We start from the raw sequence: 24,064 nt of genomic DNA on the forward strand, positions 1-24,064 counted from the left end.
TGATAACAAAGAGCCTTCCTGCGTCAAAAGTTTGATGTCATGGAAGGCTCTTGCATATTAGTGGTTTACAAAGGGTTCGGTAAGGATCACTTTTCAATAGTGCTAATTTCTTAAAATACAGTTTCACCTGGAAGCGCTTTGGGATAGGAACCTAATAGTTTCACCGTGATGTTTTCTTGTTGGAGTGCCCAGAGGACTTCTTGGATTGGAGGAGCAAAAACATAACCATCAACATCAACAAAAAATACATACTCGCCGAGTTTACGTTTCGAGGGGCGAGATTCAATCCGACTGAGATTTATGTGGCGTTCGGAAAATTCCCCCAGTATTGAGTACAGGGACCCCGGGGTATTTTTAGCGACGATTAGCAGTGAGGTTTTATCCTCTCCATCGGACATATCCGCCAGGCGATGACCGACAAGAATGAACCTAGTAGGATTCAGGACAACATCCTGAATACGTTCTTTAAGGAGATGAAGGTTATAGAGGCCGGCAGCCCGTTTTGGTCCAATAGCAGCCCAATTTTCGCGAATCGAAGAAATTTTCAAAGCTGCATCGGCTGTACTAAGACAAGTGATCTGTTCAACGTGTGGAAGGTATTTCTCGAGAAACTCCCGACATTGTCCAATCGCTTGTTCATGTGAATAAACACGCTCGATTTGTTCGAGGGGCATAGGCTCATGTGTCAAAAGACATTGGTCAATTGGCTGGATAAACTCATCGCTGATAAAGAGATGTTCGGTCTGTCCAAGAAGATCCATGGTAACGCCAACTTGTCCTTCCGTTGAATTCTCTAAAGGAACGAATGCCCAATCTATCTCTTTTTCATCACAAGCGATAAGCAAACGGGAGATCGTGGGGAAAGGGATCAACTGGGGCGGGGAAAGATTAAATTCAGGGTGATTAGCTAAAAAAAGATGGATTGCCTCTTCAGAAAAACTTCCTTTGGGGCCCAAATATCCCATCGTTGTCATAACGTTGTCTCCTACCTTTATAATAAAATGATCTGTCTCGCCTTCATTTTCGAACGAAACAGAACCTCAGGGGAAATATCTCATGGCTGTTGCAGTTAAGTCCTTAACACTTGAAATTTATCATCTCCTATCATAATACAGATAGATAATACCAGCAAGACGTGCTTTAAAAGTTGGTCAAAAAATCTTCATGATTATCATAAGATACTTGCGTAGGTGCTAAGAATTTAGTAAAATTAATCTAGAAGGTTGGGGAACCTTCTAGGGGATCAGTGGACAAGGTGAAGAAGCAGGCAGTGGAACGTACGCTGCCTGCTTCACTATTCTTCGGGACCTTCATTATGGGTTCCTCACCGAGGTCCCGATATTTAGCTTAAGCTGAACGAGTTCACTCGGACGCAGGGGAGATGATGTCTTGGGATTGGAAATTGAACGGAAATTTTTAGTCAGACAAGAGGATTTACCGGAACTAAAGGGAGGGCAATACATAATTCAAGGGTATTTATCAGAAGAACCGGCAGTACGCTACCGTATACTCGGAGCTTCTATCAAGATAACGATAAAGGAAGTACGCAGTGATGGAAGTCGTATGGAAATTGAAACAGTAAAACATAAAGCAACTTCCGATGAACGAGCGGCTTTGAAACGATTATCCATTGTGACTCCCATTGAAAAAATAAGGTATCGTATCCCCTACAAAGGGCTAATCTGGGAAATTGATAATTATCAAAAAGAAAATTTAGGATTAGTTACGGTGGATGTAGAAATCCCGGAGATTGGCTATCCCCTAATTTTCCCCAGTTGGGTTAATTTTGAACAAGAAATTACAGCAGATTCAAGGTATTTTAATATAAACTTGGGCAGAAAACCATATTCTAAATGGTAGGGCTTTGAAAATCAAACGTTGCTGATATAAAAAATAAATTCTTGACCCATTTCTGAATACTTGCTAAACTTAATGACATAAGCTGTTCGAGGTCCTACGACTGAAGAAGAGAACAGAGCCTGCAGAATCAGAGTGTCACTAGGTAAAGAGATGGAGGGGAAATGAAGAATGAAAAAATCAAGGTTTCTAAGTAGTCTGGTTGTCGTACTTACATTGGCCGTCGCTCTTGTTGGTTGCGCTAACACGACGTCGTCCAAGCCCGCTGAATCCGCAAAGAAGGAATTCAAAGTTGGCTTAGTGACGGACGTAGGAGGGCTTAATGACCACAGCTTTAACTTCCTTGCCAACAAAGGGTTGGAAAAGGCCGTAGCTGATCTGGGTGTCACTAAGGGTGTTGTAGAATCTAAACAAATGACGGACTATGAAACGAATTTAACACGCTTTGCTCAAGATAAATATAACTTGGTCATTGCTGTTGGCTTCCTAATGCAAGATGCCGTTGAAAAAGTTTCTAAAGATTACCCCGATACCAAATTTATGATTATTGATTCCTCAATTACTGATCGCCCTAATGTTGCCTCAGCAATGTTTAAAACGGAACAATGTGGTTATTTGGCAGGTGTGTTAGCGGGAATGATGGAGAAGACACCTGGAATTCCAAATGCACTTGGCAAGAATACAGTCGGGTTAGTCGGAGGTATGAAAATTCCCCCTGTTGACGACTATATTGCTGGATTTATCCAAGGGGCTAGAAGTGTAGACTCCGATGTGCACATCAATCTAATTTACACGAACAAATTTGATGATCCTGCTTTAGGGAAACAAACAGCACTTTCTCAAATTGCCGGTGGCGCTGATATTATTTTCCCTGTCGCTGGCGGAACTGGTACGGGCGTTATCGATGCGGCTAAGGAGAAAAATGTCTACGCTATCGGTGTTGATGCCGATCAAAATTACATGGCTCCGGATACAGTTATTACCAGTGCTCTTAAGGGTATGGATGTAGCTACTTATGATATCATCAAGAATACTATGGATGGAAACTTTAAGAGCGGAGATGTGCTCTTTGATTTAAGTAATAATGGAGTTGGTTTTGCTTCGCCTACAAAAGTTGTTCCTAAAGACGTCGTTGACAAGGTGAATGATGCTGCCAAGCAAATAAAAGATGGGAAAATAACGGTAACAAACAAAATGCCGGCTGGGTTCTAATTAGAATTCAGAGTTCTTGAGGGGCGTTACGACAAGTGGATTGCTTCATGACTGTATGAAGCAATCCCTTTCTAATACTGTCAGAAAGTATAACTTCGTTGAATACTTTTTAGCTAAGTTTTCTTAGGGAGGGGACTATGCGTACTTGTTTGGAAGTTAGAGACATTACCAAATCATTTCCTGGGGTAATCGCTAATGATCACGTGAATTTTAGTGTGCGAGATGGGGAGATCCACGCTATTTTAGGTGAAAACGGTGCAGGGAAATCCACGCTGATGAAAATAATCTATGGACTTTACAAACCGGATTCGGGGAGCATAAAGCTTTACGACCAAGAACTCAACTTCACAAGTCCTCGTCAAGCGATACAATCGGGAATCGGAATGGTTCATCAGCATTTTATGCTGATTCCTGCTTTGACGGTCGCAGAGAATGTCGTCCTTGGTGGGGAACCTGGCAAGATTCATTATCGTCGTCACGAAAACATTGAGATGGTGCGACAACTTGCCAAACAATATCATATGGATATTGATCCTAGTGCAAAGGTAGAGGATCTTTCTGTAGGACTTCAACAACGTGTGGAAATCCTAAAAGTCTTTTATCGCAAGGCGAAGCTGCTTATTCTTGATGAGCCAACTGCAATGCTTACTCCCCAAGAAGTCGAAGAATTAATCTTAGTTATGGAACGTCTTCGTTCACAGGGAATTCCCATTATCTTCATTAGCCATAAGCTTGATGAGGTAAAGCGAATTTCTGATCGTGTAACAGTTATGAGGGCCGGAAAGACGGTAAATACCGTTCAGACCAAGACAAGCACTGCTCAAGAACTCGCCAATCTAATGGTTGGACGAGAAGTCGTTCTTCATGTTTCAAAACCACCTCAAGAACCTGGAGAACCTATTTTGAAGGTTGAAGAGGTCGCTGTCTCGGTTGGACGGAATGAGAAAGTTAAAGGAGTTAGTTTCCAAGTTCATCGCGGAGAAATTTTTGGTTTAGCTGGAATTGATGGAAATGGTCAATTCGAATTGATCGAAGCAATCACCGGTTTGATTGCCTGCAAGCGCGGGCGGATTCAATTTCTGGGAAAAGATATAACGTCTTCAACTGTGCGTCAGCGGACCAAGGCAGGCATTGCTTATATTCCCCAAGATCGTCAATTAGATGGTCTGGTGATGGATTTCGAGCTCACGGAGAATTTCGTACTTCGTGACTTCTTTAAAGCCCCCTATGCCAAACTAGGTCAATTACAAAAGAAATCTATCGAAGAGTATTCCTCACGTTTATCAGAGGCTTTTGACGTTCGACCCCGTAGAATTCATGCTTTGGCCAGAAATCTTTCCGGAGGGAACCAACAAAAAGTTATTTTGGCCCGAGAAGTCTCTCGAAATCCCGAATTTTTGATCGCAGCACAACCGACGCGAGGCTTGGATGTTGGGGCTATTCAGTTTATACATAACAAACTTTTAGAGCTGCGTGCCAATGGAAAAGGTATTCTTTTGGTTTCTCTCGAATTAGACGAGATCATGTCCCTATCAGATCGTATTGGGGTTATTCACGATGGACGGCTAATGGCAATTTTGCCGGGCGGACAGGCAACTCGTGAACAACTTGGCTTACTTATGACAGGTGTGGACATGGAAAAGGAGGGGTGAAAATGCAGAAAACAATAGAAGGCCTGATTACCCCTTTAGCTGCGATATTCATCGCAGTGATCATTGGCGCGGGTGTTATGTTAATAACGGGGCATAACCCAATTATGGCCTATGGAGCACTATTTTCGGGTGCATTTGGTTCAACTGTAGATTTCTCAAATACCTTAGCCAATGCAATTCCCCTAATCCTCTCAGGTTTAGGTGTTGCCATTGCTTTTAAGTCTGGACTGTTTAACATCGGCGCAGAAGGTCAATATTGGATTGGCAGTATGGTGGCCGTCTGGATAGGGTACTCTGTTCATGGACTCCCCTCTGTTATACATATATCGTTCTCTATTCTTATGGCCATGTTGGCTGCAGGGCTTTGGGCCGGAATCATCCCCGGTCTGGCTAAAGCTTTCGTTGGCGCTCATGAAGTTATTACAACAATGATGATGAGTTATATTGCTATTTTTTTAAGCCACTATATGCTCGAAAATGGCCCAATGATGCAACAAGGGTATACGCCACAATCTCCGGTGATTTTACCTTCTGCCACGATAGGGAATATTGTTGAGCGTACGCAATTGTCATGGGGACTCATGATTGCTTTACTTGCTTGTGTAATTGTCTATTGGATGCTCTATAAGACAACCTTGGGTTATCGCTTGCGAACCGTGGGACTGAATCCTCGGGCTGCCAAGTATGCTGGGATCAATGTTCCTTTGCATCTTATCTTAGCTTTATTCATTAGCGGGATGCTGGCCGGTTTGGCTGGTGCTGTGCAAATGCTGGGAGTACAGCATCGGTTGTATGACAGTTTCTCCTCAGGCTATGGTTTTACGGCGATTGTTGTTGCTCTTTTGGCCAATAATAATCCCTTTGGAGTTATTCTGGCTTCGATTTTCTTTGCGGCATTGTCTTCTGGTGGGCAATCTATGCAATTAGTTTCCGGAGTACCGGCTAATTTAACCGATGTCATTTCCGGGATTATCATTTTTCTCGTTGCGACGAAGGATATTGTCCAAATGGTTCAAAAACGCTGGCGTAAGGATCAAACACTTGTGCCGGGTAAGGAGGTTTAACTATGCTTTGGGCTGCATTGATGAGACCTGACCTCTGGGCGGCGACGTTAGCAATGGCCACGCCAATAGCTCTACCCGCGCTGGGAGGAACTTTTTCTGAACGTAGTGGGGTTGTAAACATTGCCATGGAAGGAATTATGCTAATTGGAGCATTTTTCGGTGTTTTGTTTTCCCATTATACAAATAGTGCTTGGCTAGGATTGTTGGGAGCATTGCTAATGGGCGCTTTAATCTCAGCCCTTTTCGCTTATGTCACGGTAAACCTGAGTGCCGATCAAGTGATTGTGGGAATGGGTATCAACATTTTTGCCGCTGGATTAACTGCGTTTTTATTAAATACGATATTTGGTTACGGTGGGACTCCGCGAGATACCCCGGCGCTTCCCAATCTAACATTGCCTGGACTAAGCCATATTCCTATTGTCGGACCTATCTTTGGGTCTCAAAATGTGCTTGTCTATCTAATGTTAGTCTTGGTCTTCTGTTCACATTATTTCCTGTTTCATACGAATTTGGGTCTGCGGATCAGAGCAGTAGGGGAAAACCCACAAGCCGCAGACACTGCAGGGTTAAATGTGCGAAGTTTACGATATTTAGGGGTAATTATTGGAGGGATGCTTTCCAGTCTAGGTGGAGTTTATCTGTCTCTTGGTCTCTTGAATAGTTTTGAAGTAAATATGAGTGGTGGTCGGGGGTACATCGCTCTCGCAGCTATGATTTTTGGTAAATGGACCCCACTAGGTTCATTGGGAGCAGCTTTGTTGTTTGGCTTTTCTATGGCTTTGAGCATGGTTTTGCAGGGTGGGGGGATTTCCTCGAATATTATCCAGATGCTTCCGTATGCTTTGACTATCCTGGCTTTAGCTGGGCTAGTTGGAAGAAGCACTGCCCCTGCGGCAGATGGAATTCCCTATAACCCAAACAAATAACTAAATTAGGAGGGATCATCGTCGATGGGACGTATACATCAGAGTGGAAAATCCCTCTCCGATCTTGTCCGCTTAGAACTTTTGGATGAAATCCGACGAGGGAAGTATCTAGTTAACAGCAGACTTCCCAATGAAGAGCAATTAGCCAAAGAACTCGGTGTTAGTCGCAATACTCTGCGCGAAGCGCTACGTGTTTTGGAATCAAATGGAGTTGTAGAAAAAAAACAAGGCTTGGGAACGTTTGTCCGTGGAGAGTCTTCTCCTAAAGCTAAACCGGGATTAGAGGTGTTGTTCCGGGTAACGGATGCGATATTAGAACTTGGTTCGAGCCCAGGAACAAGTGAGGCAACCTTTGAAACAGCATCTGCCGATGCCCGAGTAGCGGAAAAGTTAGGGGTCGATATAGGGACTCTTGTGAATCATATGCGTAGAGTACGCACAGCAGATGGTATTCCGGTGGTTTATTGTATTGATATGTTTTCGCCGATGATCGGTGACCTTGAGGTCGAAAAAATGAAATCATCCGTTTTCAGTTATTTGGAAGAAGTTAAGGGCATTCGTATTTCTTATGCTTCCACAGACATTCGTCCTATTGTTGCCGGCAAAGAATTAGCCGATAAATTATTAGTATCTGCCGCAAGCCCTTTGCTTCTGCTCGATGAAGTCCATTTTGACAAATCAGATCAACCGATTCTTTACTCTCGTCTCTTTTTCCGTTCCGATTATTTTGTTTTTCATGTTTTACGGTCTCGCTAAAGCTTGGTGTCGGCGATAAGATATGAATTGCTCTTATTCAGGGGCAGCTACTTTTGGAAATTCAAAAGTGACTAGGAACCGGCTTGTAGAATATGCTCGCAGAATTAAATAGGTGGGTCTTCGGACTCATCTTTTTGCTTTTTTAAAAGAAAAAGGCTACGTCGCCCATAAAAATGATACTTGAGACAGTCCTTTCTAATACTAATATGGTAAGACTTACTGAGAAATGGTAATTTTTCATAAGCATGTATATAATAATAACGATGGATAATTGCAAGGAGGGTACAATTGTGGAACATCAACGACTAAAGTCAAGAGAAGAGCTTCCTGAAGATACGAAATGGCGCTTGGAAGATATTTTCGCCGACAATGATCTCTGGGAAAGGGAGTTCGCTCAAATAGAGACACTTTTAAATGAGGGCAGAAAATTTGAAGGACATCTCGGAGATTCATTAGACGTCCTGATTTCATGTTTTGAGTGGATGGACGATCTCAGTTTACGGATTGGAGAGGTATACTCTTACGCTCGAATGCGTCGAGATGAGGACAACAGAAAGGCTGATTATCAAGCATTAACAGATCGTGCTGGAGCGCTTGCTGTCAAAGTGAGCAGTGCAACGGCCTTTGTTGTTCCGGAATTGTTGGCAATGCCCGATGGAAAATTGGAAGAGTTTCGTACATCGTCTGAAAAATTAAAACTATATCATCAAGCACTCGAAGATATCCTACGTAAAAAGGAGCACATACTAAGCTCCAATGAAGAAAAATTGTTAGCAGGAGTCGGTGAACTGGCGGAGGCACCAAGTGCCATATTTACAATGGCTAATAATGCGGATCTGAAATTCCCAACTATTGAAGATGAAACCGGGCAATTGGTTGAGCTGACTAAAGGAAACTTTATACAGTTCATGGAGAACCCCAAGCAGAACGTCCGCAAAGCAGCTTTCACGACGCTCTACAGCACTTATGGAAAACAACGTAATACTTGGGCAGCTACCCTCAACTCCAGTATTAAATCCGATGTCTTTTTTGCCAAAGCGCACAAATATTCTTCGGCTATCGCGGCTTCCTTAGACGATGACCGAGTTCCCTTAAAAGTTTACGATTCCTTAATTGATACAGTTCATGAATTTCTTCCCCAGATGCATCGATATGTACGGCTGCGCAAGAAAGCCTTAAATCTTCCTGAATTACATATGTACGACATATATGTACCAATCGTTCCCGAAACCTCCATGACGATCCCATATGAAGAAGCAAAAGCAATGGTACTTGAGGGTTTGAAACCCTTAGGTACAGAATATCTCAAGATTCTGCAGGAAGGATTTGAAAAACGCTGGATTGATGTCTATGAAAATGAAGGTAAGACAAGTGGAGCATATTCTTGGGGTACGTACCGCTCACACCCTTACGTTCTGCTGAATCATCAAGATACGTTAGATTCCATGTTTACTCTCGCCCATGAAATGGGACATTCGCTGCATACTTATTTTTCCAATAGAACACAACCTCATCTTTATGCAGGCTATAAGATATTCGTGGCTGAAGTCGCTTCTACCTTAAACGAAGCGCTTGTGATGGAGCATCTCTTGGAAAAAACTAAAGACGCAAAATTACTGGCCTACTTGGTAAATCATTATCTTGAGCAATTTAGAGGAACAATCTTTCGGCAAACAATGTTTGCCGAATTTGAAAAGAAAACCCATGCTATTGTTGAAGAAGGCGGGGCCTTAACAGCAGATCAGTTTTCTGATATTTATCGTGACTTAAATTCTGCCTATTATGGAGAAGAGGTTGTTTTAGATCCGGAGATAGCCTTAGAATGGGCACGTATCCCGCATTTCTATAATTCTTTTTATGTTTATAAATATGCAACGGGTTTTTCAGCAGCAATCGCCTTTGCGAGGGCAATTTTAAAAGAAGGTGAACCGGCTGTAGCTCGTTATCTTAAGTTTCTAAGCGGAGGCAGTTCAGATTATCCTATTGAATTGTTACGTAAGGCTGGTGTTGATATGGAGACACCTGTACCTGTTCGTGAAGCTCTGCAAGTTTTCGTCGGACTTGTTGAACGTTTGGAAAATCTCCTGAGTTAACTTAAGGCTTGATTAGAGCTTGAAAACGTGGATTCTCTTGAACGGGGGCGAAATCTTTTTCCTCACGAGCAACTTCTTTAACATCAGGATTAAGAGCTATGGCTGGTTGTAAATATTCAAGAACTTTGTCAATATTCCCGAGGCGACCGTAGATACTGGCAATACCGTAATAACTCCAGGTATCGTGCTGATCCAATTGCAAGGCCTTTTGATATGCTTCTATAGCGGCATTCCAGCGTCCTGCAAGTTCATTGGCTAATCCCTGATTGAAATTTCCGTAAACAAACAAAGGATTGATCTCAAGGGCTTGTTGAATGAGGGCAAGCCCTTGATCATAATTTCCTTGAAAAGCAAGAGTGGCGCCTTTGCCATTGAGAGCCTCGTAACATTGGGGGTCAATCATTAGAGCCTCATTAAAAAGCTTAAGTGCTTGTGGAAATTGGCGTTGATAATAAAGTTCAAGCCCTCGTTTGTAGAGTTCCAGGGCACGAGAATTCGACGTATGAATTGTAGCAGGCCTTGAGGTTGAAGTCTGGGAGTTTGTTTGGGGCTGATTTACAGGTTTAGGATTCTCGGACAGGGAGGACGACGCAGGAACTGAGTTATCGACTGGTGGCATCGTCGGGGATGATCTGTTCCACGTCAGGGCGTATAAAACAGTTGCTATAGAGAGAATTAGAAAAGGACTTACGATAAGTAAGATCTTTAATTTACTGCCTTTATGCATAGGCTCTCCTTTCTGACCTGCAAGTGGCTTCAACTGAAATCTAAGACTTTGTTTCATTATATCATTTTAACAGAATATAATAATGAATTTCCCGAAGGTTCAACTAGTTCTGTTCCCAGAAAGAGACAAGCTTGACAAGGCCAGAATTTGGGGAGTAAGATGAATTAAAGTTATGGACATGTAAACTATCGAGGTTATGCTGAATGGGAGGTGGGCATATGGTTTCTGAAACAGCTCAAGACCACTTACAGCAGGTTGTACACATAGCGAGGGGTTTTTATGCACGAAAAGATCGAGCGCATGATTTAGAACATGCTTTAAGGGTAAGAGAATGGGGCATAAAATTGGCCATGGCCGAAGGCGCAGACGTTACTGTGGTTGAATTAGCCGCTTTGCTGCATGACATTGGGCGTTCGGGCGCTGTTGAAAAAACACATGCGGAAAGCAGTGCGGGGCTTGCTGTCAATATTTTACGCAAAGCAGGATATTCTGAGGAAATAATTATAAAAGTTAAAAAAGCGATCATCGCCCATTCTCGTGAAGCTGGGTACGAACCAGAAACTCTCGAGGCCAAAATACTCTATGATGCCGATAAATTAGACTTTGTGGGTGCTATTGGCTTAGGTCGCTTATTTACATTAGGTGGGGTAAAAGGCTGGCCTCTTATCGGAGAAAATTCCTGTGAATCGTTTTATCAAGAGAAAATTCGAGGGTATCATGAGCATTTGTTTACAAAATCAGCTTTAACCCTTTTTAAGCCACTGTTTCATTATATGGAGGAATTTTGGCAAGAGTTACATACTGAAACGATTTAAAAGCTCTCTTTCTGGGTAAGCTAGTTTTATATAAGCTTATTCGGGAAGGATGACTCAAGATGCGTTGGCTTTGGCGTGTTTTATTGTTAGGAATGTTTCTGTTTTTAATAAAAACTCTTACTTTGTCAGAACCTAAAACCTTTATTACTTGGCCAGAGGGACAGAACTTGGTCCAGAAAATTAACTTTGAAGTAAAACATTGGCAAAGTATGACGCAGGATCTTCCCGCGAGTTTAGAAGTTGAAGTGCGTCAATTATTGAAGGATTTTCAATCCAATGGAAGCGGCCAAGAAGTTTAATTTAAGATCAAGGGTAAATGTTTCTAGTTTTAGTGAATTTATCTTGCGAAAAGGAAAAAGTATGGTATATTAAAGATTAGCGAGAAGAAAAGGAGTGAGATTTTTGGTAGAAATAACTGAACTCGCAGCTCAAAAAGTTAAAGAAGTGCTTAAAAGTCAAAACAAAGAAAACGCATTTCTTCGCCTTTATTTAGTAGGCGTTGGCTGAGGTGGGCCGAATTTCGGCATGACTCTGGATGAGTCAAAGACAGATGATGATATCTTGGATGAAGGATATGGTGTATCCTTATTGACGGACAAAAAACTTTCCTCATACTTAGAGGGCGCAACCGTTGACTTTATCGAATCCAAGCAGGGCGGAGGATTTGAAATTCGAACAGCAAATCCTGGCAGTGGATGCGGCGGAAGTTGTGGCGGAAGTTGTTAATAAGAAAGAATTTCTAAGGAGAGCTCATTTGAGCTCTCTTTTATTTTACTGTCAGAAAGTATAACTTTGTTGAATACTTTGCACCACCGGCCTTCCATCCTCGGCATCGCTAAAACATGGAATATCCTGTTCAAGTTGTATAAATTCAAGTGCACAATCATAAATTTTTAGGCAACGTTCGTACAAAGATGTAGCATGAGAAAAGACTTGAGTATACAAAGTAAATATGTTAGTCTAAGGTCCATAATCTAAATACAAACGTCTGTTAAGGGAGGAAAAACTATGTCATTGCCTCGGGAAGAGTCTAATCGGGCCATAATTACTGTAATAGGCCGTGATCAAATAGGAATAATTGCTTGGGTTTCGACACGCCTTGCTGAGTATAACGTTAACATTTTGGATATTAGTCAAACGATTCTCGATGAATTTTTTACGATGATCATGGTAGTCGATATGGAACCAGCGACTTTGGAGCTCGTCGAGTTAGCGAATACCCTTGAGCAAGAGGGTCTTAAGAAAGGCTTACAAGTCAAAGTTCAGCACGAAGATATTTTTACGTTTATGCATCGCATTTAGGTAATACTAGAATATGTTTGAAGGGAATTGTGGAGGGAAATCACGGTATGACGATTACTTTTGCTCGTGAAGAGGTTCAACAGACTATCAAGATGATTCATGAGGAAAATCTTGATATAAGAACGATCACCATGGGAATTAGCCTGCTCGATTGTATAGCAGAGGATATTAACCGTTTGGAACAGAAAATTTATGATAAGATCGTTAGGAATGCCAGTCAGCTTGTAACGGTGGGTGAACAAATATCGTCGCGATTTGGGATTCCAATTATTAACAAGCGCGTTTCTGTTACTCCTGTGGCCATTGCGGCAGCTCATTTGACTTCAGAGGGAATGGTCCGGGTCGCCAAGGCTTTAGATCGAGCCGCTCGTGAACTGGGAATTAATTTCATTGGCGGTTTTTCGGCATTGGTACAAAAGGGATTCACAGCGGGAGATATGGCACTTATCGAGGCTATTCCTCAGGCTTTAAGTGAGACAAATTTTGTTTGCTCATCGGTTAACATTGGGACGACTAAAGCAGGAATCAATATGGATGCAGTTCTGAAAATGGGAGAAGTTATTCTTAACAGTGCGCTCAAAACAGCTGACCAGGATGGTATAGCTGCAGCTAAACTTGTTGTTTTTTGTAATGCTCCGGAAGATAACCCTTTCATGGCAGGTGCTTTCCATGGGGTTGGAGAGCCGGAATGTGTCATCAATGTCGGAGTTAGCGGCCCGGGGGTTGTGGCTAAAGTTGTTAAAGAATATCCAAATGCAGATTTTGGTGAACTGTCCAATCTTATTAAACAAACAGCCTTTAAAATCACTCGGATGGGGGAATTAATTGGCAGAGCGGCCTCAAAGGCTATGAACGTTCCTTTTGGGATTGTTGACTTGTCGTTGGCCCCAACCCCGGCGATTGGTGATAGTGTGGCGGAAATTCTTGAGAATATGGGTCTTGAACGGTGTGGAACTCATGGTACAACCGCCGCTTTGGCCTTACTGAATGATGCGGTTAAAAAAGGAGGGGCTATGGCTTCTTCTCACGTTGGAGGGCTTAGCGGAGCTTTTATCCCGGTGTCGGAGGATGCTGGAATGGTTAATGCGGTGGAACTTGGAGCCTTGACCTTAGATAAACTTGAAGCAATGACATGTGTCTGTTCAGTTGGTTTAGATATGATTGCTCTGCCAGGGGACGTGAGTGCAGAAACCATCTCAGCGATCATTGCAGATGAAGCTGCCATCGGCATGATCAATAAAAAGACAACCGCAGTGCGAATTATCCCGGCTATCGGCAAAAAGGCTGGGGAGCGTGTAGAATTCGGAGGGTTACTGGGCGGAGCTCCAGTCATGGATGTTCACCCCTTTTCATCCAGGATGTTTGTCCGGCGTGGAGGTCGAATTCCTGCTCCAATTACAAGTTTATCAAATTAAATAGCCTTAAGATTACAAAATGGTTAATTTAAGGATTTTAAAGTAAAATAATTAGATTTTAAGGCCAAAAAAACCGTTATTAATGGTTATACTCAATTACTCTAGCGTATAGATAGCCAAAAGGATTTTTACAAACTCATAGTAATCGGGTACAATAAGCAATGTAATTTCATTATTAATTTTCCTTTAGGTTATGGAGCGTTATTCTAGTGCACGATTGGCAATCGAAGGCGGGCCTAATAATCCGCCGAGGGCATACCGATGAAGTTCCTGGTGGTGGCTTTCGACGCCCAGTCAAGGGTTGCTGCTGGGAGTTAAGGATGAGGGGGATCCGCAATGGCATGCGGGCGTGACCCTTTTCCGTGGAGGCCTAAGTGCGTGGCTGCAACAGCTACGGCTTAGGGTAGAACCTGCATTAGGAAGGAACTTAGTGCAGCGTAGCCTGCCTTGAGGTGGAAAAGTTGGGAAGGCTAAAAAAGGTCTGGATTGTGTTGGCCGATACTTTTCAGACTGCCGGAAATGCTTTTCTGCAAAAGAGGCTAGATTGTCTAGGAGTGTTAAGGAAACTTCTAGAACGTCAACTAATGGGGATTGAAGTGGGGACTAAGTGGTGATCAAGTTCTGGTGATGGTGACATTCCAGGCTGAGGAAAAGGAGAAATCGCCTGACGGGAAACCGAAGGAACTCAGTGGGAAAACCTACTTGACCTAAGCCTCAATATTGACTCTTTAGCTTCCTAAGGCCTAATGGAAAGCACGCCTCTCAAATTTGAGAGGCGTTTGTTTTTAAAAAAAATTTTCAAGGGAGATATTTCCATGGTTTTTTGCAGGATTTTTAAGACATGATGGCGAATAGACTCTATATATATAATATATAACTAGCTGAATCCTAACTTGTTAGGAACGGGGGATTCTTTTGGGGTGAATCACGAACTTTCGTGTAGGGCTTACACCTTGGCCCGAATCCGTCAACTAACCTCGTAAGCTAATGAAAGGTGGATTTCTTCTTGCTGATTGCCTCATCTACACGGATGTGGTTGGGAAGTGGAGTCTTGGCGGGTTTGATTTTAGCGAGCAGCCTTCCAGCTTTCGCTACAACCCAAATTGCTTCAGCCAGCCCAAGATCCGTGGCTTCGATTCTCGTAAAAACGAGATCCTATCCTAAAGCTGTCCGCACACAATTACAGTGGAAACCGAGTTCCTTATCTTCTCTGGAGGAGATAGATTCAACACCTGCAACATCACTTGCGAAATCTCAACCAACAGCCCAGGCAGTCGCCAATAGCCCTAGACCCATTCAAGTCGCAGCCACGTCCTCAAAACAAATCTCACGATCGGATAGTTCAGTATTAGTTGATCACGCTTTAAGCCTGCAGGGTGTTCCCTATCAGTTTGGAGGAACAAACCGAAGTGGTTTTGATTGTTCGGGGTTTACGCAATATGTTTATATGGGATCTAATACTTCTCTGCCAAGGACTGCCTCAGAACAATTCAACGTTGGATCATCTGTCAGCCGTGGTCAGCTGCAACCGGGTGACTTAGTGTTTTTTTCCACGTATGCTCAAGGGGCCTCCCACGTGGGTATTTATATTGGCGGCGGACGCTTTGTTCATGCTTCGAATACAGGTGTTCGTATTACGAGCCTGAGTGATAGTTATTACTCGGCTCGTTATCTAGGGGCTCGCCGAGTCAATTAGAGTTTAATATCTTATTGGCTTTGGTTACAACAAAACGGAAGCGTCTTTCTTTCACTTTCACAGTGAAAGAAAGACGCTTCCGTTTTGTTTGTTGTAGCCGCTTCGAATTTTGGAAAGTTTTCTTTCTCTTAACAACGTGGCAGCCAAGGAATGGGCCTGTACTGAATACATTCTCCGCTTGGCTTTGTAGAGAAAGGCCTTGAATTATGAATATACGAATCCGTCATTACACATTGCTGGGTACGTTTGTAATAACATTTCCGGCATAGTTCCACTCTGTAATTTAAAATCATGGGATAGACCTCTCCTCTTGCGCTGAAATTTGGGAAGGCGACGGGTGAAAATGTTCGAAGATAGCCAGAGCACTACTTTGGGGGAGTCCTGTTGACTGAAGTTCCTCCACGGAAGCCTGTCGGATATCGTCAAGCGAAGAATAATGCTGTAATAGATGCTGCTTACGTTTAGGACCAATTCCAGTGATACCGTCCAACGCAGACAGTGTCATATTTTTAGTACGTTGTTGACGGTGAAAGGTGATGGCGAAACGGTGAACTTCGTTTTGAATTCTGCCTAACAACAAGAACGTTGGATGATTTCTCGGCAGAGGAAGGGAATTACCCGTACTATCCATAAGCTCATTGGTCTGATGGTGGTCATTTTTAACCATTCCGGCTACGGGAATTGCTAGGCCAAGCTCGTTTAATTCTTTCAAGGCTGCATGTATTTGCCCTTTGCCGCCGTCAACTAGGATCAGGTTGGGCAGAGGGCCGTCTTCTGAAGCAAGGCGGGCATATCTGCGCCTAATAACTTGCCCCATGGAAGCAGTATCATCGGAAGTCTCCATCGGTTGAATTTTATACTTACGGTATCCGTTGCGCTGAGGCTTACCCTCAATGAACTGAACCATACCGGCCACAGAATGAGTACCGGCGGTATTCGAAATATCAAAAGCCTCGATTCGACGAGGAACAGGGATTTTCAAAAGATCTCCAAGTGTCGTAAGAGCTTGGAGATTCTCCGATTGTTGGCGTACTTCAAGAGTAATCTGCTCATGGAGTGTGGTTTGGGCATTGGACATAGCCATAAGGACTAAATCCCTCTTTTTGCCTTTCTGAGGAATTGAGATTGGGAAAAGACTAGTTAAAGCCTGGGCTTCTAAAGGTGGAACTAAGATCTCCTGTGGCCAAACTTTTCGTTCCAGATAGAATTGAGCTATAAAAGAAATAAAAGCTTCTTCTGGATCTTCAAAGTAAGGGAAAACAAAATTATCCCGGGCAAGTAATTTACCTTGCCGCAGATAAAAGACTTGTATACACAGTTGGTCAGTCGTTTTAGCATACCCTATAACATCTCGGTCGATAAAATCATTGAGGGTAATGTTTTGCTTCTCTCCAAGGCGTTTTAAGTCTTCGATCAAGTCCCGATATTCTTTGGCCCTTTCGAACTGTAAGGATTCCGATGCCTTTTGCATTTTTTCCGTCAATAGATTAAGGATCTGACTTTGGTCACCGTTTAGAAACGTAGAGGCATTCTTAGAGATTTCTTCATAGGCATTGGGAGAAATGTCACGAACGCAGGGTGCGAGACACTGCTCAAGATGATGATAAAGGCAAGAGCGAGTTGGAATTTGACGACATTTTCGAAAAGGAAAAAGGCGATTAAGCAGACGAGCTGCTTCTTTTGCGGCCGTTGCATTGGGGTAAGGACCATAATATTTTCCGGAGCCTTTTTTAATTTGACGCGTCACTATAATTCGTGGATGCCTTTCATGGGTAATCATTAAATAAGGGTAAGTTTTATCGTCCCTTAATAGTATATTGTACTTAGGGTTATGTTTTTTAATCAAATTGCATTCTAAAACGAGGGCTTCAACCTCAGAGTCTGTTAAGATATATTCAAAATCAGTGATATGACTAACTAAACGTGCAGTCTTACCATCATGCGACCCGGTAAAATAGGATTTCACTCTATGTTTTAATTGCTTGGCTTTACCGACATAGATAATCTGACCCTGGTGGTCTTTCATGAGATAAACACCTGGTTTTTCAGGCAGCAAGGTCAATTTCTGTCGAAGCAGATCCATTTTTCCCACCTCTGTTCCTATTTTAGAACTCGGGTTCGTAAGATGCAAGTATCTCGATACATATCTTCGTTCATCCAAACGTATATATGCTTTAAGTAAGCTCATTTATGAGTGATGGGAACAGAGGATTGGGGGGAGAGATTATGCCAGGTAGCTGGGGGAGACCACCGCGAAATGAATTATGGCAGGATTTACAAGCCTTAGCCCTTTGGATTCTAATTATTGGAGTAGTAGGTTATATACTTTTCCCTAATTTTTTTAAAGATATCTACACTCGTTTATCAGATCCTGCAGCTCAAACCAGTAGTTTAAATGATAACTATACATTAAATAACACGACTGATCAAACGTCGGATGCAAGCAATCCGCAAACCGTTATTGGTCAAGATTTTTCAAGTGTGACAAATTCTCTCTATAATGCCAAAAGCGAAGTTTCTTCGGGTTACTGGGTTATTTTTGTGGCCAATGGAGAATTCAAACAACTTCCTGTAAGTAGTGAAGCTTATGCCTTCTTAGTTCGGCTTATTGAAAATGACCAAAATGCTGCGGGAAAAAACACAGTAATCCTTGCCTCAAATGGTCAAATACGCAAAGTAGTTGTCAGTGAAGAAATTTATGCAATTATCACCAATTTAGCCGTTATCGGGGCCCGTTCCAGTTCTTGACAATGATTAGCGAAAAAGGAGTTTAGCCCCTGCAGCAAATAAGAATATTCCTGCAAACTGCCAAGGGTTCCATGGAAGTCGATTGGCGCCAAACCAACCGAAATGGTCGATGAGTACTGCCATACTGACTTGACCAATAATGATTGCTGTAGTGGCATTGCATACCCCTACTTTAGGGATACTTACAGCCACGAGCCCGACGATAAGAACACTTAATAATCCTCCAAGATAAAGATACCAAGGAACTGTCAGCCAATGATATTTTAATATTGGAATCCTGCATACCAGAAGAGCGATCAAAGCAATTAGAGTTCCAATGATGTGCACGATAAAAGTAGCAGACAATAACGAAGTCTTCTCACTTAATAGAGAATTCAGGGTGCCCTGGATAGCCATGATAATACCGGATATTCCAGCAACGACAAAAGGTAAAGAGAATAATTTTGACATTGTTACCTCCTCATAATTTCAGTTTTAAACTGTAAGATATCACCAGATTCGTAAAGAACTAATCAGTATTCATTAGAACGGTTGAGGGAAAAATGAAAATATCAAACTAAGATATCAAAATAAAGTGGAGGTGCGTCATGGATATCGATTACAACTTGATTCAACGCGCCCAAATGCTGCTGACCCTTGATCATCCTTTGACTCAAGTCCGGGATATACTTTTGCGAGAAGGATATCCACAAGAACAAGTGGTAGAGTTAATGGATGCTACAGAAGAGGTTTTAAATTACCTTGTTCCACCTCAATACGATGAACATAAAATTGGGATTGACATTTTACACCCGGGAGAGAAAGCAGAAGGCCGAAAACCTACCGTCGATATTTTGATAGATAAGCGATCAGGAAAATTAGAGTTAATCACTCCCCACCTGCCGGAAACTTGGCGTGTTGCTAATGAGGTTCGAAAAGCTATTAAACGGCAACGCTATTCTATGAACTATTTCCATTAGATTCCATGGAGGATTGCTTGGGAAACCTTGCAGTCCTTTTCTGCTCTTAGCTTTTCTCCAATTTCGAGAATTATGTTATAATATATCGATAAATCAAGTTCAGGAAAGAAGGGTCTGGAGTGGATTTTACGCCAATATATCATGGATTGGATCATGTTTATCATAAATTAGTATCTGATCAACGACTTGACAAACAAGATGGTTTAAAACTTTTGCAGACAACGAATCTCTTAGGGTTAGCTTATCTTGCCAATGAGCAGAGACGCGTAAAGACTAGTAATCAGGTATTCTTCAATAATAATGCTCATATTAACTATAGTAATGTTTGTAAAGTTCGTTGCGGACTTTGCGCTTTCGCAAAAGACAGCGGGGAAAAAGGATCCTATACCATGACTATTGAGGAAATAGTGGATAAAGCTGGACATTATGCTGATCAGGGAGTTACTGAAATTCATATAGTAGGAGGAATACACCCTGATTTACCATTTTCCTATTATTTGGAGATGGTCAGACAAGTCAAAAAGAGAGCTCCTCAAGTTAGGATTAAAGCTTTCACAGCTGCAGAATATGATTATTTCTCACAAATAGAAAATCGCTCAGTTGTTGACATTTTAAAGTCATTTAAAGAAGCAGGTTTAAGCTTTATTCCTGGGGGTGGAGCTGAAAATTTTAGTTCAAGAGTGAGGGAGATCATCTGCCCTGGAAAGTTAAGCGGTCAGAGGTGGCTTGAGATACATCGTCAAGCGCATTTACTTAATATCCCTACAAATGCTAATATGCTCTATGGACTCATTGAAACGGACGAAGAACTGATTGATCATTTACTGGCATTACGAGACCTGCAAGATGAAACTAATGGTTTCTATGCTCTCATACCTACCGCTTTTCATCCTAAAAACACGAAATTTGAAGATATATCGCCAGCAAGCGCGGTACGTACTCTAAAAATTATTGCTGTGGCGCGTTTAATGTTGGATAATTTTAACTATATAAAAGCTTATTGGGTTTCTTCAAGCCCGCAAGTAGCTCAAATGGCGCTTTCGTTTGGGGCAAATGATCTGGACGGAGTCGTACGTGAAGAGAAGATTTATCATACTGCAGGTTCAAATAGTCCTCAAATGCAAAGTGAACAACAACTGATTCGTCTGATCCATGAATCAGGTCTGGAAGCAGTTGAGAGAGATTCTAATTATAATGTGCTCCATAGGTATCCTGCCAACGTATAAAAATTCAAGAGGTGTGTCCTATGCATATTGCCGTGCTGTCCGATACCCATTTAAGAGAGGGAAGATCCTTATCCAAGTTCTTATGGGAACAGTTGCTTGAGGCTGATCTCATCCTTCATGCAGGCGACTTAACTCATGTTAGTTTAATTGAGGAATTGGCACTTATGGCTCCTGTGAAAGCCGTATGCGGAAATTGCGACAGTTGGGATGTAAACCTCCCTAATCAAGAGTGGATTAAGTGTGAATCTTTTAAAATAGGTTTAATTCACGGACATCAGGGCCAAGGAAAAACCACGTTGGAACGCGCGTTTCATGCCTTCGAAAAGGAACCTGTCGATGTGATTGTCTTTGGACATAGCCATACTCCAACCTTGGAATGGTATAATGGAATACTTATGTTTAATCCAGGTTCACCAACCGATAAACGACGTGAACCTCACTATTCATTCGGCTGGTTAGATGTGCAAGCGGGTCAGATCAATGCAAGGCATTGTTATTTCTGAAAGCGGTGGAAGATGAAATATCGCAAAAATAAAGTCAAACGTGAACACGGTATTATACGTAATGCATTAGACTGGCTTGAACAATTAAGTTGCTTAGCAGAGGTCACCGATATTATACCAGGTGTTATAGACGTTAATCATTCTCCAGAACGTGGAATTGTTTATAAATATAAAACCAAAACGGGATGTAAGTTATTACTCAAAAGCAATGGTTCCATCCAAGAGGTTTTCGTAGTTACCAAAAACCCTTCTGTCGTACAAGCATGGGTGAGCAAAGAATTTCCTTACGAAAGTTCTGAAGCTAACCTCAAAACAGAACCTCCCAAACGGATGGAGATCTCTAAAAAGAAACTTTCCAAAACTTCAGTTAGAACTGAGAAACGATTCGGACATGTTCATTCACATGAGTCACAGAAAGGAGTTTCTAAGAAACGTTCAAAGATGATGACTTTAAAACCTTTTCTGGAAAATGTTGAACCAGAGGCAACAAAAATTGCCGATGTTCTAGATCGTACAACCTTTAAAAAGTTAAGCCTATTAAAACAATCTCTTAAGAGCTACAATAAAAAACCAAAGTCCAATTATTAGAGCACAATAGAACAGCTTAGGAAGCTTATCCTAAGCTGTTTTAGCAATCAGTTTTAAGATGGTTAAAATTGTAAGAATTTTAATATAAGGAGGCTTTTCATGGAAGTCACTGCTATTCTAAAATCAGGGTTGCTGAATGATCTTAAAGCTAGGCAATGGCAACCTGGGGAGCGGCTCCTGGTTGAGGTCATTCAAAAAAACAGTGAAAGTGAAGGAACGATACAGGTTAAAGGGGTTGTCTTATCGGCAGCTCTAGAGACTTCGACTCATGTGGGAGATAAATTCTGGGTGCAAGTTGGTGAGTTAAAAGCAGGCTACTTATTGTTGATACGAGAACCTCAATCGGAAAAAGTCCAGGATATTCCCGCGAATCCTGGGCAATTTCAGAAACTTACGGAAAGAGGGCTGCCATCAACTCAAGAGCTCTTAACTCTAGTACGGGAGTTTCCCATAAGTGGAAGTGAAGCTTCCTTATTAGAAATGATTCAGGGAAGCCTGCCCGAGGAATTTATCATCAATTTACGGAAATCCCTGCCAAAATTGGAATCCTTATTAGAAGAAAACGGCGCGGAAAAGATTGTCGAGTGCTTGCGTAAGTTAGGCATAGACTATGAACAACGCATTCAACAAATGAATAAACTGGATTCTAAAGCTAAAGAAGCAGAAAAAGAAAGCTTAAGAAATACATTGAAGTCTGTTGTTTTAGAAGCAGTTCAGAAACAAAGAGAAGAAAATCTTAATGGGGATTCTTCGGGAATGTTTGCTCGTCTTTTAGCGAAAATAACAGGACAGCAATTGTGGTTTAAAACCGGAACGTTCAATAATGGGTACGTGTTACTAGATTTACCGATAGTGGATCAAGAAGAATTTATGCCAATTAGAATTGGGATGGAAAGTGCTCGTAAAGGCTCCAAAATGGATGAGAGACATTGCCGGGTGGCTATACAATTGGAGACTAAAGGATTAGGTGTGATTGGGGTGGATGCATTTTTTGATCAGGATTCATTGACGATTAACGTCCTTGCTCATGACCATTTAAGCCTTTCTAAATTACTTGAGAAAGTTTTACCGGAAACAAAGGCGCAATTTGCCAAGCTGGGATTTAAGGTAATGAAGGTAAGCTTAGGAGATCTAGACCAAAACATAGAATTTCAAAACTTCCTTCAAGGATTTAGGAGAAGTGGAGTGGATATTGAGGGATGAATAAAAAATCTGTGGATAAAGCGGCAGCCTTGAAATATGACCAGACTGGAGCACCTCGAGTCGTAGCGAAGGGGAAGGGAGTGGTTGCGCAGAAAATGATCCAAACTGCTGAGGCCGAAGGGATACCTATCCAGAAAAATGAAGATCTCGTTGATGCATTAATGCAAATTGACTTAACGAAGGAAATACCACCCCAACTATATCGAGCCGTTGCTGAACTATTAGCCTTTATTTATCGCTTAGATAAAGTAAAAGCCAGCGAGACTTCTTCGTCTTCAGACACATAATTTCAGGGTTATTCCACAAACTATCCAGACTTAATCAACAGGGAGGTTAGGATATGGATAGATCTTTTGAGGTCTTAAATAGAATTTTAGAAGGCGAGCATATGGCAATCGAACAATATCAAGCATGCATTGATACCCTTTCGGACGGTCCGATCCGCAACCATCTCACAGCGATTCTTACGGATCATAAAAACCACGCAACAAGGATAGCTTATTACATCCAAACAAATGGAGGGCATGTCCAAGAAGGAGCAGGCTTGATCGATATACTGAATTTGAAAAATCGAGTCGGTAATTTTGGCAAGGAAAAGCCCGACGAAATGCTTGAACGTCTTTATTCAGGCGAGAACAAAGGGCTCGTGCAAGCTGTGCAGTTCGCGGAACAGAATTTAACAAGTGCCGAAAAAGAAGTATTGGAACCAATTTTCGCAGACGAGCATGATCATTTGAAGCAGCTACAAAAACTTAAAGAAGGGCTCTACTATCACTGAGCTATGGACAATAAAAAAAGCGGCCATAGCCGCTTTTAAGATCATGCATCCTTTTCTCGATGTTTCTTAGTCAAACGTTTGCGGGCCAACATATTAGCAACCCTTCCATTGTCTCCGAGAACAATTCCCTGCAGTCTCCATTCTCGGAAAGTCTGCCAAAACTGTTGTTCAGATATGCGGCGGGTAATTCGCTCAGACTCTTCATCATAGGGCCAGAATACATCGACCCATAAGGTCCCGTTGTTGCTTAGCACTAGCAAAAAATGAACGAGCTCTGGGTTTGGCGACTCGGAATCACGTATTAATATGTGTGAACGGCCATTAGGGAAATCTGTACGTATATAAGTAAGCTTCATTCAAATTATCCCCCTTTGCGCACTTTCAGTTGAGTCTTGACGTTCAATTAAGTATAGCATGAAATGGGAAATAAAACGAAACCTTTGAATCATGTCAAAACTCAAAACTATGAAAATGTTAACTTTCTCAAATTCTCTGCATTTTAAGATATGCTATCGTTGGGGCAAAGGTTCTTAAGATATGA

The 24,064-nt window shown here is 42.0% G+C and carries 26 protein-coding genes and 1 riboswitch; of the genes, 21 read left to right on the forward strand and 5 right to left on the reverse strand.

All coding sequences use genetic code 11. From position 1 onward, the window contains the following. Positions 1-110: 110 nt before the first annotated feature. A complete protein-coding gene (pheA, locus tag VZF35_RS22580) occupies positions 111-974 on the reverse strand; it encodes a prephenate dehydratase (protein WP_407308655.1) in 864 nt (287 codons plus the stop codon). Positions 975-1,389: 415 nt separating this feature from the next. Here pheA and VZF35_RS22585 point away from each other — a divergent pair, with 415 nt between their 5' ends. The 7 genes from VZF35_RS22585 to pepF all read left to right on the forward strand — a co-directional run bounded on the left by VZF35_RS22585 (position 1,390) and on the right by pepF (position 9,563). Beyond that, positions 1,390-1,860, forward strand: a complete 471-nt coding sequence (locus tag VZF35_RS22585; protein WP_407308657.1) for an adenylate cyclase — start codon at positions 1,390-1,392, stop codon at positions 1,858-1,860. A 168-nt stretch (positions 1,861-2,028) separates the two neighbouring features. Beyond that, positions 2,029-3,069, forward strand: a complete 1,041-nt coding sequence (locus tag VZF35_RS22590; RefSeq protein WP_407308658.1) for a BMP family protein — start codon at positions 2,029-2,031, stop codon at positions 3,067-3,069. 137 nt (positions 3,070-3,206) lie between these two features. Then, the gene (locus VZF35_RS22595) at positions 3,207-4,721 is read left to right on the forward strand and encodes an ABC transporter ATP-binding protein (RefSeq protein ID WP_407308661.1); all 1,515 of its coding nucleotides are present in this window, start codon (positions 3,207-3,209) and stop codon (positions 4,719-4,721) included. Between the two features lie 2 nt (positions 4,722-4,723). After that, positions 4,724-5,785 (forward strand): ABC transporter permease, encoded by a 1,062-nt coding sequence (locus VZF35_RS22600; RefSeq protein ID WP_407308663.1) that lies wholly within the window; start codon positions 4,724-4,726, stop codon positions 5,783-5,785. A gap of 2 nt (positions 5,786-5,787) precedes the next feature. After that, positions 5,788-6,714: an ABC transporter permease gene (locus tag VZF35_RS22605; protein ID WP_407308665.1), complete on the forward strand. Its 927-nt coding sequence runs from the start codon at positions 5,788-5,790 to the stop codon at positions 6,712-6,714. 24 nt (positions 6,715-6,738) lie between these two features. Further along, the gene (locus VZF35_RS22610) at positions 6,739-7,470 is read left to right on the forward strand and encodes a GntR family transcriptional regulator (protein WP_407308667.1); all 732 of its coding nucleotides are present in this window, start codon (positions 6,739-6,741) and stop codon (positions 7,468-7,470) included. Between the two features lie 290 nt (positions 7,471-7,760). Continuing rightward, complete coding sequence (gene pepF, locus VZF35_RS22615) at positions 7,761-9,563, forward strand: oligoendopeptidase F (protein WP_407308669.1); 1,803 nt, start codon at positions 7,761-7,763, stop codon at positions 9,561-9,563. 1 nt (position 9,564) lies between these two features. On the opposite strand, the gene VZF35_RS22620 is transcribed toward pepF, so the two are convergent. After that, complete coding sequence (locus VZF35_RS22620; protein WP_407308671.1) at positions 9,565-10,290, reverse strand: tetratricopeptide repeat protein; 726 nt, start codon at positions 10,288-10,290, stop codon at positions 9,565-9,567. 218 nt (positions 10,291-10,508) lie between these two features. On the opposite strand from VZF35_RS22620, the gene VZF35_RS22625 reads away from it, so the two are divergent. The 6 genes from VZF35_RS22625 (at position 10,509) to VZF35_RS22650 (ending at position 15,518) form a co-directional block, all read left to right on the forward strand. Beyond that, positions 10,509-11,105: an HD domain-containing protein gene (locus VZF35_RS22625; RefSeq protein ID WP_407308673.1), complete on the forward strand. Its 597-nt coding sequence runs from the start codon at positions 10,509-10,511 to the stop codon at positions 11,103-11,105. A gap of 59 nt (positions 11,106-11,164) precedes the next feature. After that, positions 11,165-11,404, forward strand: a complete 240-nt coding sequence (locus tag VZF35_RS22630; RefSeq protein ID WP_407308675.1) for a hypothetical protein — start codon at positions 11,165-11,167, stop codon at positions 11,402-11,404. 103 nt (positions 11,405-11,507) lie between these two features. Next, positions 11,508-11,831, forward strand: coding sequence for a HesB/IscA family protein (locus VZF35_RS22635; RefSeq protein ID WP_407308677.1), 324 nt, complete (start codon positions 11,508-11,510; stop codon positions 11,829-11,831). Positions 11,832-12,113: 282 nt separating this feature from the next. Further along, positions 12,114-12,407: an ACT domain-containing protein gene (locus VZF35_RS22640; RefSeq protein ID WP_407308679.1), complete on the forward strand. Its 294-nt coding sequence runs from the start codon at positions 12,114-12,116 to the stop codon at positions 12,405-12,407. A 47-nt stretch (positions 12,408-12,454) separates the two neighbouring features. Then, positions 12,455-13,822: a PFL family protein gene (locus VZF35_RS22645; RefSeq protein WP_407308681.1), complete on the forward strand. Its 1,368-nt coding sequence runs from the start codon at positions 12,455-12,457 to the stop codon at positions 13,820-13,822. A gap of 869 nt (positions 13,823-14,691) precedes the next feature. Beyond that, positions 14,692-14,824, forward strand: a riboswitch (cyclic di-AMP (ydaO/yuaA leader). Positions 14,825-14,831: 7 nt separating this feature from the next. Beyond that, complete coding sequence (locus VZF35_RS22650) at positions 14,832-15,518, forward strand: C40 family peptidase (protein ID WP_407314785.1); 687 nt, start codon at positions 14,832-14,834, stop codon at positions 15,516-15,518. Between the two features lie 289 nt (positions 15,519-15,807). On the opposite strand, the gene uvrC is transcribed toward VZF35_RS22650, so the two are convergent. Next, the gene (uvrC, locus tag VZF35_RS22655; protein ID WP_407314787.1) at positions 15,808-17,649 is read right to left on the reverse strand and encodes an excinuclease ABC subunit UvrC; all 1,842 of its coding nucleotides are present in this window, start codon (positions 17,647-17,649) and stop codon (positions 15,808-15,810) included. 95 nt (positions 17,650-17,744) lie between these two features. Between uvrC and VZF35_RS22660 the strand changes: the two genes are divergently transcribed. Then, on the forward strand, positions 17,745-18,266 hold the full coding sequence (locus tag VZF35_RS22660) for a hypothetical protein (RefSeq protein ID WP_407308683.1): 522 nt from the start codon (positions 17,745-17,747) through the stop codon (positions 18,264-18,266). A gap of 6 nt (positions 18,267-18,272) precedes the next feature. Here the strand turns inward: VZF35_RS22660 and VZF35_RS22665 are convergent, their stop codons facing one another. Further along, entirely contained in the window at positions 18,273-18,716 is a 444-nt protein-coding gene (locus VZF35_RS22665) for a DMT family transporter (protein WP_407308685.1), read from the reverse strand. Positions 18,717-18,853: 137 nt separating this feature from the next. On the opposite strand from VZF35_RS22665, the gene VZF35_RS22670 reads away from it, so the two are divergent. The 7 genes from VZF35_RS22670 to VZF35_RS22700 all read left to right on the forward strand — a co-directional run bounded on the left by VZF35_RS22670 (position 18,854) and on the right by VZF35_RS22700 (position 23,523). Further along, positions 18,854-19,225, forward strand: coding sequence for a hypothetical protein (locus VZF35_RS22670; protein ID WP_407308686.1), 372 nt, complete (start codon positions 18,854-18,856; stop codon positions 19,223-19,225). A 119-nt stretch (positions 19,226-19,344) separates the two neighbouring features. After that, positions 19,345-20,451, forward strand: coding sequence for an aminofutalosine synthase MqnE (gene mqnE, locus VZF35_RS22675; protein ID WP_407308687.1), 1,107 nt, complete (start codon positions 19,345-19,347; stop codon positions 20,449-20,451). Positions 20,452-20,471: 20 nt separating this feature from the next. Then, entirely contained in the window at positions 20,472-20,954 is a 483-nt protein-coding gene (locus VZF35_RS22680; RefSeq protein ID WP_407308688.1) for a metallophosphoesterase family protein, read from the forward strand. A gap of 12 nt (positions 20,955-20,966) precedes the next feature. Beyond that, the gene (locus tag VZF35_RS22685; protein ID WP_407308689.1) at positions 20,967-21,542 is read left to right on the forward strand and encodes a DUF2103 domain-containing protein; all 576 of its coding nucleotides are present in this window, start codon (positions 20,967-20,969) and stop codon (positions 21,540-21,542) included. Positions 21,543-21,641: 99 nt separating this feature from the next. Then, the gene (locus VZF35_RS22690) at positions 21,642-22,745 is read left to right on the forward strand and encodes a hypothetical protein (RefSeq protein ID WP_407308690.1); all 1,104 of its coding nucleotides are present in this window, start codon (positions 21,642-21,644) and stop codon (positions 22,743-22,745) included. Beyond that, positions 22,742-23,032, forward strand: a complete 291-nt coding sequence (locus tag VZF35_RS22695) for an EscU/YscU/HrcU family type III secretion system export apparatus switch protein (RefSeq protein ID WP_407308691.1) — start codon at positions 22,742-22,744, stop codon at positions 23,030-23,032. The genes VZF35_RS22690 and VZF35_RS22695 overlap by 4 nt, the downstream gene beginning before the upstream one ends. Positions 23,033-23,085: 53 nt before the next feature. Further along, positions 23,086-23,523 carry a ferritin-like domain-containing protein gene (locus VZF35_RS22700; protein ID WP_407308692.1) on the forward strand — a complete coding sequence of 146 codons (438 nt, stop codon included), beginning with the start codon at positions 23,086-23,088 and terminating at the stop codon, positions 23,521-23,523. Between the two features lie 41 nt (positions 23,524-23,564). Here the strand turns inward: VZF35_RS22700 and VZF35_RS22705 are convergent, their stop codons facing one another. Further along, positions 23,565-23,879, reverse strand: coding sequence for a hypothetical protein (locus tag VZF35_RS22705; protein ID WP_407308693.1), 315 nt, complete (start codon positions 23,877-23,879; stop codon positions 23,565-23,567). Positions 23,880-24,064 lie beyond the last annotated feature (185 nt).

This window comes from Desulfosporosinus paludis (assembly GCF_045689965.1).
In the GTDB taxonomy this organism is placed as follows: Bacteria; Bacillota; Desulfitobacteriia; order Desulfitobacteriales; family Desulfitobacteriaceae; genus Desulfosporosinus; species Desulfosporosinus paludis.

Coding starts and splice junctions, on each gene's coding strand:
- pheA (WP_407308655.1), bottom strand. CDS start 974: ATGACAACGATGGGATATTTGGGCCCCAAAGGAAGTTTTTCTGAAGAG.
- VZF35_RS22590 (WP_407308658.1), top strand. CDS start 2,029: ATGAAAAAATCAAGGTTTCTAAGTAGTCTGGTTGTCGTACTTACATTG.
- VZF35_RS22595 (WP_407308661.1), top strand. CDS start 3,207: ATGCGTACTTGTTTGGAAGTTAGAGACATTACCAAATCATTTCCTGGG.
- VZF35_RS22600 (WP_407308663.1), top strand. CDS start 4,724: ATGCAGAAAACAATAGAAGGCCTGATTACCCCTTTAGCTGCGATATTC.
- VZF35_RS22605 (WP_407308665.1), top strand. CDS start 5,788: ATGCTTTGGGCTGCATTGATGAGACCTGACCTCTGGGCGGCGACGTTA.
- VZF35_RS22610 (WP_407308667.1), top strand. CDS start 6,739: ATGGGACGTATACATCAGAGTGGAAAATCCCTCTCCGATCTTGTCCGC.
- VZF35_RS22620 (WP_407308671.1), bottom strand. CDS start 10,290: ATGCATAAAGGCAGTAAATTAAAGATCTTACTTATCGTAAGTCCTTTT.
- VZF35_RS22625 (WP_407308673.1), top strand. CDS start 10,509: ATGGTTTCTGAAACAGCTCAAGACCACTTACAGCAGGTTGTACACATA.
- VZF35_RS22630 (WP_407308675.1), top strand. CDS start 11,165: ATGCGTTGGCTTTGGCGTGTTTTATTGTTAGGAATGTTTCTGTTTTTA.
- VZF35_RS22640 (WP_407308679.1), top strand. CDS start 12,114: ATGTCATTGCCTCGGGAAGAGTCTAATCGGGCCATAATTACTGTAATA.
- VZF35_RS22645 (WP_407308681.1), top strand. CDS start 12,455: ATGACGATTACTTTTGCTCGTGAAGAGGTTCAACAGACTATCAAGATG.
- VZF35_RS22660 (WP_407308683.1), top strand. CDS start 17,745: ATGCCAGGTAGCTGGGGGAGACCACCGCGAAATGAATTATGGCAGGAT.
- VZF35_RS22665 (WP_407308685.1), bottom strand. CDS start 18,716: ATGTCAAAATTATTCTCTTTACCTTTTGTCGTTGCTGGAATATCCGGT.
- VZF35_RS22670 (WP_407308686.1), top strand. CDS start 18,854: ATGGATATCGATTACAACTTGATTCAACGCGCCCAAATGCTGCTGACC.
- VZF35_RS22680 (WP_407308688.1), top strand. CDS start 20,472: ATGCATATTGCCGTGCTGTCCGATACCCATTTAAGAGAGGGAAGATCC.
- VZF35_RS22685 (WP_407308689.1), top strand. CDS start 20,967: ATGAAATATCGCAAAAATAAAGTCAAACGTGAACACGGTATTATACGT.
- VZF35_RS22690 (WP_407308690.1), top strand. CDS start 21,642: ATGGAAGTCACTGCTATTCTAAAATCAGGGTTGCTGAATGATCTTAAA.
- VZF35_RS22695 (WP_407308691.1), top strand. CDS start 22,742: ATGAATAAAAAATCTGTGGATAAAGCGGCAGCCTTGAAATATGACCAG.
- VZF35_RS22700 (WP_407308692.1), top strand. CDS start 23,086: ATGGATAGATCTTTTGAGGTCTTAAATAGAATTTTAGAAGGCGAGCAT.
- VZF35_RS22705 (WP_407308693.1), bottom strand. CDS start 23,879: ATGAAGCTTACTTATATACGTACAGATTTCCCTAATGGCCGTTCACAC.